The sequence below is a fragment of the Paenibacillus sp. J22FR21 genome, assembly GCF_056269135.1.
In genome coordinates this window covers 18,475-30,905 of the sequence record NZ_JBWDNJ010000003.1, presented here as the reverse complement: position 1 = coordinate 30,905, position 12,431 = coordinate 18,475, and the positions used below count along the sequence as shown (strand labels likewise).

The 12,431-nt window shown below is 48.5% G+C and carries 12 protein-coding genes; 2 read left to right on the top strand and 10 right to left on the bottom strand.

The window, feature by feature from the left end:
* Positions 1 to 178 precede the first annotated feature (178 nt).
* The 5 genes from AC0YNS_RS11030 to AC0YNS_RS11010 form a co-directional block, all read right to left on the bottom strand.
* Complete coding sequence (locus tag AC0YNS_RS11030; protein WP_475781046.1) at positions 179 to 1,597, bottom strand: response regulator; 1,419 nt, start codon at positions 1,595 to 1,597, stop codon at positions 179 to 181.
* The gene (locus AC0YNS_RS11025) at positions 1,590 to 3,383 is read right to left on the bottom strand and encodes a sensor histidine kinase (RefSeq protein WP_475781045.1); all 1,794 of its coding nucleotides are present in this window, start codon (positions 3,381 to 3,383) and stop codon (positions 1,590 to 1,592) included. The genes AC0YNS_RS11030 and AC0YNS_RS11025 overlap by 8 nt, the downstream gene beginning before the upstream one ends.
* 346 nt (positions 3,384 to 3,729) lie before the next feature.
* Entirely contained in the window at positions 3,730 to 4,053 is a 324-nt protein-coding gene (locus AC0YNS_RS11020; protein ID WP_475781044.1) for a helix-turn-helix domain-containing protein, read from the bottom strand.
* A gap of 257 nt (positions 4,054 to 4,310) precedes the next feature.
* Positions 4,311 to 5,099 (bottom strand): TrmH family RNA methyltransferase, encoded by a 789-nt coding sequence (locus AC0YNS_RS11015; RefSeq protein WP_475781861.1) that lies wholly within the window; start codon positions 5,097 to 5,099, stop codon positions 4,311 to 4,313.
* 31 nt (positions 5,100 to 5,130) lie between these two features.
* The gene (locus AC0YNS_RS11010) at positions 5,131 to 5,796 is read right to left on the bottom strand and encodes a potassium channel family protein (protein ID WP_475781043.1); all 666 of its coding nucleotides are present in this window, start codon (positions 5,794 to 5,796) and stop codon (positions 5,131 to 5,133) included.
* A 144-nt stretch (positions 5,797 to 5,940) separates the two neighbouring features.
* Here AC0YNS_RS11010 and sspI point away from each other — a divergent pair, with 144 nt between their 5' ends.
* Entirely contained in the window at positions 5,941 to 6,180 is a 240-nt protein-coding gene (gene sspI / locus AC0YNS_RS11005) for a small acid-soluble spore protein SspI (protein WP_475781042.1), read from the top strand.
* Positions 6,181 to 6,257: 77 nt separating this feature from the next.
* Here sspI and AC0YNS_RS11000 read toward each other — a convergent pair whose 3' ends face one another.
* From AC0YNS_RS11000 to AC0YNS_RS10980, 5 genes are all read right to left on the bottom strand, one after another.
* Entirely contained in the window at positions 6,258 to 7,361 is a 1,104-nt protein-coding gene (locus tag AC0YNS_RS11000; protein ID WP_475781041.1) for a Gfo/Idh/MocA family protein, read from the bottom strand.
* Positions 7,362 to 7,458: 97 nt separating this feature from the next.
* Positions 7,459 to 8,553 carry a Gfo/Idh/MocA family protein gene (locus AC0YNS_RS10995; protein ID WP_475781040.1) on the bottom strand — a complete coding sequence of 365 codons (1,095 nt, stop codon included), beginning with the start codon at positions 8,551 to 8,553 and terminating at the stop codon, positions 7,459 to 7,461.
* An 83-nt stretch (positions 8,554 to 8,636) separates the two neighbouring features.
* Positions 8,637 to 9,272: a ThuA domain-containing protein gene (locus tag AC0YNS_RS10990; RefSeq protein ID WP_090977741.1), complete on the bottom strand. Its 636-nt coding sequence runs from the start codon at positions 9,270 to 9,272 to the stop codon at positions 8,637 to 8,639.
* Positions 9,273 to 9,316: 44 nt separating this feature from the next.
* A complete protein-coding gene (locus tag AC0YNS_RS10985) occupies positions 9,317 to 10,480 on the bottom strand; it encodes a Gfo/Idh/MocA family protein (RefSeq protein ID WP_475781039.1) in 1,164 nt (387 codons plus the stop codon).
* Between the two features lie 100 nt (positions 10,481 to 10,580).
* Positions 10,581 to 11,618 (bottom strand): LacI family DNA-binding transcriptional regulator, encoded by a 1,038-nt coding sequence (locus AC0YNS_RS10980; RefSeq protein ID WP_475781860.1) that lies wholly within the window; start codon positions 11,616 to 11,618, stop codon positions 10,581 to 10,583.
* Positions 11,619 to 11,767: 149 nt separating this feature from the next.
* On the opposite strand from AC0YNS_RS10980, the gene AC0YNS_RS10975 reads away from it, so the two are divergent.
* Positions 11,768 to 12,184: an NINE protein gene (locus AC0YNS_RS10975; RefSeq protein ID WP_475781038.1), complete on the top strand. Its 417-nt coding sequence runs from the start codon at positions 11,768 to 11,770 to the stop codon at positions 12,182 to 12,184.
* Positions 12,185 to 12,431 lie beyond the last annotated feature (247 nt).

Genomic DNA, 12,431 nt, shown 5'->3' with positions numbered 1-12,431 from the left:
AATTCGTTTTCTGCAAGCGTTATCTTATTTGTATTATCCGAGATTACGGCCTGTTCGAGTATGCACGTGTTCTATCGGTTTCCTATACAAATAACGCATACTTAACAAAAAAGAAAACCCTCTCAAGAGGGTTTTCCTAAAAATACGCCATATTGATCTAAAAAAAGTCCATACAGCTTTAGCCCGTCTCGTGCTGTCTGTTTCGATATTGCGTTGGCGTCAAGCCGGTTGCCTTTTTGAAGGAACGCGTAAAATAAAAGTAATCATTGTAACCCGCTTGCTCTGCAATTTCATGAACCGGTTTATCGCTGCTACCGAGCAGCTCGCAAGAATACGCAATGCGCAGCCCGGATAAATAAGCGGTCAACGTCTCTCCAACCTCTTTCTTAAATAACTGGCTGATGTAGCTTGGATTCATATGAAATTGCTCCGACAAATCTTGAAGTGAGATATCATCATGAAAATGCTGCCGTACATATTCCAAAATGGCATTCATCGTCTGGTTTTTCGACTCTGCTGGCACGGCATTCACGTTCTTGATATGCTCATAGGTCATCTGATTTAAATGCTCGAGCATGTCGTATACATGCTGGAAATGCTGCGTCAGCTGATCAAAGCTGTAAAGCATACTCTCGGTCTTCCCGAGGTTGAAGAGAAACGAGATGGCCATATTGTAAACTTGGAATGCATGTTGGATTGACAGCACACCTGCCTGAAAGAGCGTTCCAAGCTCTTCAAACGCTAGTTTGACCTCATGATGATTCTTGCTGTTAATCGCTTCGCTTAGCTGCAGCATATTGGCGTTCAAGTTAGTCTGATCAAACGGTTGAAACGCATGGATTCTCCCGTCAGTCACAATAAAAGATTGATAGGCCATCATATCTGCCTGCTCAATTGCCTGCCGGACTTCTGCAAGATCCATAATCATATCGCTAACGCCGATACACGATACCCCTTGTGGCATATCGCTGCTCCATCTCTTCTGATTATTTTTCGCTTGCTTGTATCTCAAAATATAGGCTGCTTTGGATTTGCCTAATTTCAGTTGAATCACACCTTCTTGCGTCTCAAACAGATCGGCAGCGCCGATGGAGACAAACGCAACAAGCCCCTCCTCTTGCCAATCATGAATCCCTTTATTCGTTAACGCCGCCTGCAGCTGCAACCCCGGATCTTGAGCGTCCAATAGCTCGATAAACGGCGAAACGTTCTGAGTTGCTTCTTGACCAAGAATTTTCTTTATTCTCAGCAATACGCCAATGATTTCCGATTCATCATACGGCTTTAAGCAATAGGCGGCCGCACCGTAGCTCATCGCTTTCTGCGCATAAGCAAATTCGGCGTAACCACTTATAACAATGTAATGAATCGGAAGTGAGAGGGCTTTTCCCCTCTGGATCAATTCCAAGCCGCTCATTTCCGGCATGCGGATATCGGTAAACACTACATCAGGCCGATGAACCTTAATAAACTCAAGAGCGTCGAATCCGTTAGAAGCCTGGCCAATGATCTCGAACCCATACTGGCCCCAATCCACAAAGTCCTTCAAACTTTCCACAACCCAGCTTTCATCATCAACTAGCAACACTTTATACATGCTGTTCCTCCTGTGCGGCAAGCGTTAACTGTATTCTGGTTCCAATGCCGAGCGTGCTATCTATTGTCATGCCGCAATCGTTCCCATCCATTAAGCGAATCCGATTATGGACGTTGACCATACCGATGCTTTTTTGTTCGTCCTGCTCAACACCTGAAAGCAGATTTCTAATTTCAGTTAATCGATTCGAATCAATTCCGACACCATTGTCCTCTACAATAATGATCAGCTGCCTCGTTTCATTCACGAATCCCTTTACAAGAAGCCTTCCCTTTTTCAAGGTGGGCTCAAATCCGTGATAGACGGCATTTTCAATTAGAGGCTGAAGAATCATCTTCGGTACTACAACTTCCAGTGCATCTTCAGTAATTTCATATTCTACCGAGAATCGCTCCGCGAAACGGACTTGCTGGATTTGGATGTAGGAATTAATCATTTTCACTTCATCCCGAAGAGGTACCTTATTAGCCCCTTTAATGCTATACCGGAAGATGCTGGATAAAGCTCGCGTCATTAATTTGATTTTGCTTTGCCCTTCAACAACGGCTATACCAGTGATTGCTTCGAGCGTATTGTACAAAAAGTGAGGGTTGATCTGGCTACGCAAAAACGCGAGCTCGGACTTCTTCTTCTCCAGCTCGATCCCATGCAATCTCGTATTCGTTTCCAGCAATGAACGAGTCAAATGATCGATCTCGTCGAGCATACTGTTTAACTCGGTTGCCATGACGCTTATCTCCATGTAACCGTGCAACGATATGTTTCGTTTTAATGTGCTTAGATCGCCGCGTTTGACCATGGTCATAAACGAAATTAGCTTTTTCAAAGGGAACAAGATGTTATTAATGATTACAGTAAACGGAATCGCGAGAATTAAGAGACAGATTGCCAAAATAATAAGTTCCAGTCTGCGTATTTGAAGCAGCTCGCTAAGCAGTTTATTTTTAGGAGCCATTGTGAGTATACTGCCTTGAATCTCAGGCAGTTCTACCGACTGAACGACATACTGTCTATCTCTCCACGAAATCATTTCATTGTTTGCGTGCAGCATGCTCGAGGTTACCTCGGGCAGTCGTTGTCCTGCTTTAACATGCTGATTGCTTGTAATGACGTTCTGATACCGGTCAAGTAAGTAGATTTCCGTTGCGGAGGACTCAGCTGACTGGTACTTTTTCTCTCCGACAAGCGCCTTAGGATCAATGATAAAGTACAGGGTCCCAATCGCCTTATTAAACATTTCATCCGGCTTCATATAGTAAACCGCGGTAGCGAAGATCATGCAGCTATTCGTACAATAGTTAATGTTAAGACTCTTGGTTGCATCGTAATTGACCATGCCAATATAATGAGCATTCACCTTCGGTGGAACGTGTGCCTTCAACCTTGAAACGATTTTCATCCCGCTGTTTATATCCAGCCATGTTCCGTTATTGCCAGCGACCACGATGTCCAAGATACCGTCCTTCAATTCTTTTTGATTCGATAGCCAGCTATTCAGCTTCTGATAAAGTTGAAATCTAGTTAGTTCATTTTTTTCGACGAAGAAGGTTTGAACGTCCTCATTATACGAAATGTTCTGCATCAATCTGAATATAACATCCTTATTGGCGGTTACGTTCTTACTGATTTCTGAAACGGTTTGCTTCACGTATTCCTCATGATTTCTGGTAATCATCCCGGACATCATGGAGTAGGTAAAGAAAATAATGAACAAGATGACCGCGACAGTTGAACCCGCAAGAATCATTAACTGCGATCGAATAGATAACTTTCTCAGGTAAGCCATTCATGCTCAATCCAATCTCCTGAAATATTGAAAGCGATTGCATAAGTAGGTTCGATAATGTGTTCTAATTATAGTGAGGATGAAGCTGAATGTATAATATCTATATCGATATATGATATAACTTGAAAGCTATCTATTAATTGTAGAAATAAACTGCAGCGCTATCATAATACATTATCCTGTATACCAATCCCGCCGAGTATGTACCTGTTCTATCTCCTACTCCTGCAAAAAACACATATTTAGAAATAAAAAAAACTCTCCGGGGGAGAGTTCTCTAAAGATATTCTATATTCAGCTAAAAATAATCCATATGCAAGGATGGAGTACTTAGAGTAAGAGTACATTAACGAATCTTGAGCTTAGGGGATGCAATCTCTAATAGTTCAACTTTATCTTTATTATCTAGCTCACGATATATCTGTAGCAATCGAGATTCCCGATCAGATAGTTCCTTATCTCCCGTTCGTTCATTTCCCGTAAGAAGCATTTCTAACGAACAATTGAACGTTTGATAAATGGAAACTACTGTGTCAATTGACGGTTTACATTTCCCAGATTCGATATCACTCAAACTTCCTTGTGAGATTCCAATCTTCCTAGAGAACTCATTCTGGTTAAGCATGTTCAGCTTTCGTAGACGTCTAATGTTTTCCCCAATATCATACACTTCGATCGCCCTCCAATACACTTTGTGTCAATTGTTAATCCAGATTTTTGACAACAAGAATTCCCAGAGAATTTTCGTGAAGATGAGTCAACTGTTTTATGTAGTAAGACCTGATAAACTAAAAAGTCCTGATATATCAAGGTTTATTGACTATCAGGACTGACTTAGTTGTGCCAAAATTATGTTCCAAATCTGTGCCAAACGATGTTACAACTAGTGCCAAACTGAATTACAACTCACACAAATGATGTTCCATGTTATTCCGCATACCGCCGCTGCCGCAGCGCCTCATACAGCAGAATCGTACTCGCCATCGCCACATTAAGCGACTCCGAATGACCATGCATCGGAATAATAATGCTAGTATCCACTAACCCCAGTACATCCGCCGACAATCCTTGCGATTCGCTGCCCATCAGCAGCCAGGTTGGCCCGCTCCAGTTATAGCTGTAACAGGTAGCCGAAGCTTGCAGGCTCGTCCCCACAAGGGAGATACCATGCTTCTTAGCTTCCGGAAGCAGTTCACTCAGATCCCCTTCAATGACCGGAAGATGGAATAAGGAGCCCATCGTAGAACGCACCGTCTTCGGATTATACAGATCGACGCAGCCTTGTCCGAGCACAACGGCATGAGCGCCGACCGCGTCCGCGCTGCGGATGATCGTGCCGACATTGCCGGGATCGCGTACGCCGTCCAGCACCACAACCAGCGAATCCTGCTGATACAGCTTGGACAAATCCGCATAGGGCTTTGCAGCCACGCCGAACACCGGCGGCGGAGAGTCCGTTCCGGTACATTTGGCCATCACTGCCGGAGTCGCCTCGATCAGCTCACAGTCCGTTTGGCTCAGCAGCGTACGAAGCTCGCCCGGCACACCGCGTTCCATATCGATTACGATGGTTTCTACATCGGCACCGGCAAGCAGCGCTTCCTGCACCAAATGGACACCTTCGATAATGAATCGGCCCGAACGGTCGCGGTGCTTCTTCTCCAGCAAGGCAGCCATGGCTTTAACTTTCTCATTTTGCACAGAAGTAATGCTCATCATTCGTTTATTGTTCGTTTGCACGCTATTATCAGCCTTCCGCATAATCAAGCTCTAATTCAGATAAAAGTTCATTCTTGCCCACAATAACCAGCACATCGTCCGCTTTAATGACATCCTCCGCTAGTGGAGAAATATTGAGCTCGCTTCCTGTCTTAATCGCGAGTACATTGCATTTGTATTTGGCGCGTATATCCAGCTGCTTCAAGTTTTTGCCGACGGTAAAGGAAGGTGCCTTGATCTCGACAATGCTGTGATCCTTGGACAGTTCGATGTACTCCAAGATGTTGGGGGAAATCAAATGATGAGCAACCCTCATCCCCATATCCCGCTCCGGAAACACGACTTTGTCCGCACCGATCTTAGTCAGCACCTTGCCGTGCAGCTCGCTTTGCGCCTTCACGATCAGCTGTGGTACGCCGAACTCCTTCAAAATAAGCGTCGTTAGTATGCTCGCTTGAATGTCTGCACCAATCGCAACGACGACGACATCGAAGTTGCGCAACCCGAGTGACCGCATCGCATCCTCGTCCGTCGAATCCGCAGTAACTGCGTGCGTTACCCACGCGGACACGTCCTCGACCTTCTGCTCATTCGAATCGATCGCCAGCACGTCAAAGCCAAGCTTGGACAACGATTGAGCGACACTTGTACCAAACCGTCCCATTCCAATTACCGCGTACTGCTTATTCGGCAAGACTTTCATCTCCCTTGAAGCAATTTGAGCTTATTATAGCACAATTTCCTTATATATCCGAACGCCTCGCTGCATCGTCCGGCATGAAAACAAGGATGCAAGGGGATATTAAACCTCGAATCTGTATGTGATGGAGGGATCAGATTGAACAATCTTGATTTGCGGCAAGCAATCGTTCGTCGGGTAGAAAATTTAACAGGGGAAGAATTGACCGACGTCATTGAAGGCTCCATCGGAAGTGATGAGAAAGCACTCCCCGGACTAGGAGTATTGTTTGAAATGATTTGGAAAAACAGCGGTGAAAGCGATCGTAATCAAATGGTGCAGGTGCTCTACGACGATCTTCATCCTGCGGCGGAAAGTGCATCACCAAGCCCAAGCTGACCACCAAGCGACCCTCCCATAGATAGAAAAATGACATTCAAACCATGACGCGGTTTGAATGTCTTTTTCTGTACAGCTTATACTACTGCTGTATCGCTTTCAAGCACTGGCATAGGCTCCGGACGATCGCAAGTGCTCTCCATCACATAGTGTTTGCCATCACGGGAAGCATCATGGAAGCCATGCATCGCTTCAAGTACATGATAGGCCATTGCCCCATTAGCACGATGCTGGCGACCCTCAGCAATAGCACGCGCCATGTCGGCTACGCCGATGCCGCGGTTATTGTCCGTGTTGCCGTGCGTGAACGGCACTTCTTCCCACTCTTCAGAGCCATAACGGCGCAGCTTGATGGTACCGCCAAACGTGTTCGGATCCGGCACGAGCAGGGAGCCTGCACTGCCATGAATCTCGATGTTCGGCAACGAAGTGCCTGCCTTCGAATCGAAGCTCGTAATCAGCGTTCCGACAGCGCCGCTTTGGAAATCGATAACGCCGGCAATATGCGTAGGCGTCTCTACTTTAATAATCTTTCCGTTCTTCTTCTCGCTCGTAATCGTACGCTCAGGGAATGGAATGATAGCCGAGCCTGTTACGCGGCGGAACGGACCCAGCAGCGCGATATAAGCTGTCAAATAGTACGGCCCCATATCAAACATCGGACCGCCGCCGGCTTCATAGAAGAACTCCGGATCCGGATGCCACCCTTCTGGTCCTTCGCCAAGAATGAATCCGGTTATGGAGATCGGAGTACCGATCGCACCGTCATCAATCAGCTTACGGCAAGTTTGAATGCCACCGCCTAGGAATGTCTCCGGTGCACTGGCGACGCGCAAGCCCTTCTCAGCAGCGAGAGCCAGCACCTTCTTGCCTTCCTCGCGAGTAACCGCAAGCGGCTTCTCCACATACACATGTTTACCTGCTTCAAGAGCCTGCAAGCAAACAGGCGCATGTGCTTTCGGAATCGTCAGGTTAACGACAATCTCCATTTCAGGATCTGCAAGCAGCTGTTCTACGGTATATGCTTTAGCAAGACCGAATTCTTCGGCACGCATCTTCGCTCGCTCCAAATCGATATCTGCCGCAGCAACAAGATCAATCTCCGGGTATTTCTTCAAATTCGTAAAATAGATTTGGCTGATATTGCCGCAGCCCACAATGCCTACTTTCACTGGTCTCATGAACGAATTCTCCTTTTATGTAACGGAAATAGATGTGTGAAAATGATCAGCCCGCCCAAACGAGCGGGCAGGCTGCATGTCTCATTCCATATTATCGTTATTGGGGCTGGGCATCAAGTGCAGGCATAGGCTCAGGACGCGTGCAAGTGCTCTCCATCACATAATGCTTTCCGTCGCGCGAAGCATCGTGAATGCCGTGCATCGCTTCCAGCACATGGTAAGCCATCGTGCCGTTAGCACGGTGCTCTCCGCCTTCGCGAATCGCGCGAGCCATATCGGCGACGCCAATACCACGATTACTGTCGGTGTGGCCATGAGTCAGCTCGATCTCTTCCCAGTCTCCGCCCGCACGGCGCAGCTTCACTGTGCCGCCGAAGCCGTTCGGATCCGGAACAATCAGCGACCCTTTGCTGCCGTGAATCTCGATGTTCGGCAGCGATGTGCCTCCCGGTACATCGAAGCTTGTCAGCAACGTACCGATTGCGCCGCTCTCGAAGTCGAGAACGCCTGTAATATTCGTCGGCGTTTCTACTTGGATAAGCTTGCCGCGTTTCTTCTCGCTTGTGATCGTCCGCTCCGCATGCGTAATCCGTGCCGAACCGGTAACGCGGCGAATTGGACCAAGCAAAGTAACGAAAGCCGTTAAGTAGTACGGTCCCATATCGAACATTGGGCCGCCGCCGATTTCATAGTAGAACTCCGGATCCGGATGCCAGCTCTCGTGACCGCCGCAGAGCATGAAGCCCGTCGCGGATACCGGCATGCCGATTGCGCCTTCGTCAATCAGCTTACGGCAGGTTTGGATGCCTCCGCCTAGGAATGTCTCAGGTGCGCTTGCGACGCGCAGACCTTTCTTCTCCGCCAGCTCCAGCACTTGCTTGCCTTCTTCGCGAGTAACGACAATCGGCTTCTCTACATAAACATGTTTGCCCGCTTCAAGCGCTTGCAAGCATACAGAGGCATGTGCCTTCGGAATCGTTAAGTTGACGACAATTTCGATTTCCGGATCAGCGAGCAGCTGCTCTACCGTATAAGCTTTGCTCAAGTTGAATTCTACGGCACGCGCTTTCGCACGCTCAATATCGATATCCGCCGCTGCGACAAGATCCACCTGAGGGTACCTCTTCAAATTTGTAAAATAAACATGGCTGATATTGCCGCAGCCAATAATACCGACTTTTACTGGTTTCATGAAACGCCATTCCTCCTATAAGTAGAAATCAGAATGATTCTAAGATAAGTGCTCGGCTATCAACCGCTATTGCTATCGCTCTCTTAAGCTTCTTGACTGCGTGCTGCCCACAGGAATCCACGGCGCATCAATTCAAGCGTTTGCGGCATAGCAACGATGTTCGCTTGATGCCCCAATGAATTGTAGTACACGCGCCCTTCGCCCCATGTTTTCGTCCAAACGATCGGCATCTTCACATCGCCGAACGATGTCGTCGCATGTACTTCATTGGCCGGGTCCACATGCATATAGTACTTCTCTGTGCACACTTCGAAATCGCCGATGCCGCTTGTAAGCGGATTGTCTTCGGAAACCATGTTGACGTCGTAGATGACGCCATCATTGCCCGGGTGAGCGACCCATTGACCGCCAACCATGAACTGATAATCGACATCGTTACGGAAGGAATCGCCCATGCCGCCGTGACAGCCCGCGATGCCGCATCCCGCACGTACCGTATCGAGTAAGGGACGAAGCTGCTCCTGCGTAATGGAACCCATTGTCCATACAGGAACGATGAGGTCCAGCTGTGCCATCAGTTCCTCGTCCTTGTAAGCGTCCAGCGTGTCCGACACCGTTACTTCAAAGCCTTCCTTATTCAACAAGTCAGCGAAAATACCCGCTACTTCCTCCGGCTGATGACCATCCCAGCCGCCCCAAACGATCAGTGCTTTTCTCATGCTTCCCATCCTCTGCTTCAATAGTTAATCTGCTATCGTTCTCTTTATCTTAATTCCGAAATCGCTACCCAGCGGCGTTCGGCAATCGACTTATCGACAGCTTCCAGAACAGCCTGGCATTCTACGCCGTCCACGAAGTTCGGAACAGGCTGACGATCTTCAGCCAATGCCAGCATAAACTCGTGCATCTCATGCGTGAACGTGTGCTCGTAGCCAATCGTATGTCCAGCCGGCCACCAAGCCTCGCTGTAAGCATGCGGTGCATCCGTTGCTATGACGCGGCGGAAGCCTTGAACGTCCGCTGCATCGTCAGTGAAGTACACTTCCAGTTCATTCACGCGCTCAAAATCAAACTTAATGCTGCCCTTGCTGCCGTTGATTTCGAACGAATTCGTACAACGATGACCCGGCGCGAAGCGCGTTGCTTCGATGCTGCCAAGTGCGCCATTGGCGAAACGCGCAAGGAACAAGGTCGCGTCATCTACGGTTACCTGGCCGCGCGGCGCGTCTTTATCGCCTTTCGCACTCAGACCGGTCATCGCCGTCGGAAGTGGACGCTCCTTCACGAACGTCTCGCTCATCCCGATTACTTCTTGGAATTCGCCGACGAGGAAACGCGCCATATCGATGACATGCGCACCAAGATCACCATGCGAGCCGGAACCGGCAATTTCCTTCTGCAGACGCCATACGAGCGGGAATTGCGGATCTACGATCCAGTCCTGCAGGAAGAATCCGCGGAAATGATAGATTTCACCGATACGGCCATCGGAAACCAGCTTCTTCGCCAGCTGCACAGCCGGAGCAAACCGGTAGTTAAAGCCCACCATATGCTTCACGCCGGCTTTCTCCGCTGCATTCAACATTTCAATCGAATCAGCCAGATTAAGCGCCAGCGGCTTCTCGCAGAAAATATGCTTGCCCGCTTCAGCAGCAGCAATGGCAATCTCCTTGTGTGCATCACTCGGTGCATTGATATCGATCAGATCGATATCATCGCGCGTAACAAGCTTACGCCAGTCCGTCTCAGCGCTTTCCCAGCCAAACTGCTCACGAGCTTGCTCAAGGCCGACTGCATCCCGTCCGCAAATAACAGCCATCTGCGGGCGAGTTACTTTCGGGAAGAACATCGGAAGTGCTCTATAGGCGTTGCTGTGGGCTTTTCCCATAAATTTGTAACCAATCATTCCTACTCGAATAGTGCTCATCGTTTTGTTCCGCCTCTCATAAAATTAGGTTAACCCTACTGTGAAACTTCCTCAGTTATCAAGCATGAAACCAATAGGTACACCTCACCTAGGTATCACGTTATTTTGTCGTCGTTCTCGTTGTCTTGGAGGAAGCCCTTTCAATCAACTTCACAGGCAGCTTAACTTCAAAAGGGGACGATGGTTCTGTCTCCGTCATCATGTCAAGCAGGCGGGAGGCCGCCTCGCAGCCAACTTCATAGAACGGAACACGAATGGAGGTAAGCGGCGGCTCTGTCATCCGCGAGACATCGGAATCGTCACAGCCAACAAGCGCAACGTCCTCGCCTACGCGTATGCCCAGCTCCTTAAGCCCTTGCATGAGCCCGATTGCCATACGGTCGTTTGCAGCTATCACCGCATCGACATCACCGCTGCGAATGAGCTCCGCTACCTTTACAGCCTGCTGATAGCCGCTCTTGCGGCTATAATTCCCAATCAGCACATGCTCAGCTTGGAAAGGCAACTGCGCTTCAACGAGCGCCTGCCGGAAACCCTTCAACCGATCCAAACTGTTGGAGTATTCCGCCGGACCATTGAGAAAACAGATCTTCCGAAAGCCTTGCTGCAGAAGATGTCTGGCCGCATGTCGGCTCCCCATTTGCTGATCGGCATCCACCGTGTTGAAGGCTTCTCCTTCAAAGCGCTGATTAACGAGGCAGAAGGGATGCTCCCCTTCCTTGAGCTCGGCAAGCGCCTCACGTTCCGTCGGCACGTCTTGAGCGCCAAGTATGATGCACCCGTCAATCTTCTGCGTCCGAAACAGATTCGCATAGTCCCGCGGCTCGTCAGCTTCCCGAAACAAGAGCAGCAAATCATAACCGCGCTGCTTGGCAGTAACCCCGATCCCGCTTAATACTTCAGAGAAGTAATAAGTCGAGAAGAGATTCACTTTAGGCAATAGCGGCAAAAAAACGCCAAGATTTCCGCTTCTGCGCAGCGCAAACCGCTGTGCAAGCGCGCTTGGCACATACCCAAGCTGCTTGGCGGCATCCACGACCCGTTTAGCCGTCTCATCCTTCACTGTCCCGGCGCCGTTCAGCACACGCGATACCGTCGCTTCCGACACTCCTGCTAATTCAGCGACTTTTTTACGGATAAGTCCTTCCTCCCATCCAAGTTAATGATCCAATGTACACGCGTACATTTTCTCATGCAAGCGGTTTCGTGTCAATCCTTTTACAAGTTTTTTAACATTTAATTACAACGGTGATGGACTGCCGCCACTACAAAGGAGAAGAAGACGTCATGCTCACCAAACATGACTTGACCTATGAAGAATTACTCATCCTTCTTTCCGAGCTTCGCGATGCCGAGAAATCGCCGGCTGTCTCGTATCTACTGCTGTTTGTCGGCGTTCTGGGACTGCACCGCTTCTATTTGAAACGGGCTGTCACCGGTACAGCACAGCTGCTCCTCTTTGCAGCCGCAGTACTCTTCTACGTTATGGGCTCCGTTACTACTGCCTCTACAACCAATAATCGATTATCCATTATGCTCTGCGCCATTTCGGGAATTGTCCTCAGTATTTGGCTCATCGTCGACATGTTCCTGCTGCCCGGAATGCTCCGATCTTACAATGATGGCGTGAAGCAAGAGATTCTGGCCGCGATTGAGCATCATCGCCGCATGGAGCTGTTGGCTGGCCGTTCCATCCCGGATTAAATGGACTCCAAATTATCCCTATCTCGTAAAATAAGGCCTTCTCGATTCGGAGGCCACTGAAAAAGTCCAATTAATGATAGGCATAGACTTTCATATTACTTGCCAGAGCCAGGAGGTTGTAATCGGCTTCCTCCTTGAGTGGTACAAACTACACGACAAACCAAAGACTTCCGAGAAAAAAGATATTTTACATGTATAAACTGCATTTGAAATACGGAAAACCAGCTAGATTCACTAGAAAGTAACG

Coding starts and splice junctions, on each gene's coding strand:
- AC0YNS_RS11030 (WP_475781046.1), bottom strand. CDS start 1,597: ATGTATAAAGTGTTGCTAGTTGATGATGAAAGCTGGGTTGTGGAAAGT.
- AC0YNS_RS11025 (WP_475781045.1), bottom strand. CDS start 3,383: ATGGCTTACCTGAGAAAGTTATCTATTCGATCGCAGTTAATGATTCTT.
- AC0YNS_RS10975 (WP_475781038.1), top strand. CDS start 11,768: ATGCTCACCAAACATGACTTGACCTATGAAGAATTACTCATCCTTCTT.
- AC0YNS_RS10985 (WP_475781039.1), bottom strand. CDS start 10,480: ATGAGCACTATTCGAGTAGGAATGATTGGTTACAAATTTATGGGAAAA.
- AC0YNS_RS11000 (WP_475781041.1), bottom strand. CDS start 7,361: ATGAGACCAGTGAAAGTAGGCATTGTGGGCTGCGGCAATATCAGCCAA.
- AC0YNS_RS10995 (WP_475781040.1), bottom strand. CDS start 8,553: ATGAAACCAGTAAAAGTCGGTATTATTGGCTGCGGCAATATCAGCCAT.
- AC0YNS_RS11015 (WP_475781861.1), bottom strand. CDS start 5,099: ATGAGCATTACTTCTGTGCAAAATGAGAAAGTTAAAGCCATGGCTGCC.
- AC0YNS_RS10990 (WP_090977741.1), bottom strand. CDS start 9,272: ATGAGAAAAGCACTGATCGTTTGGGGCGGCTGGGATGGTCATCAGCCG.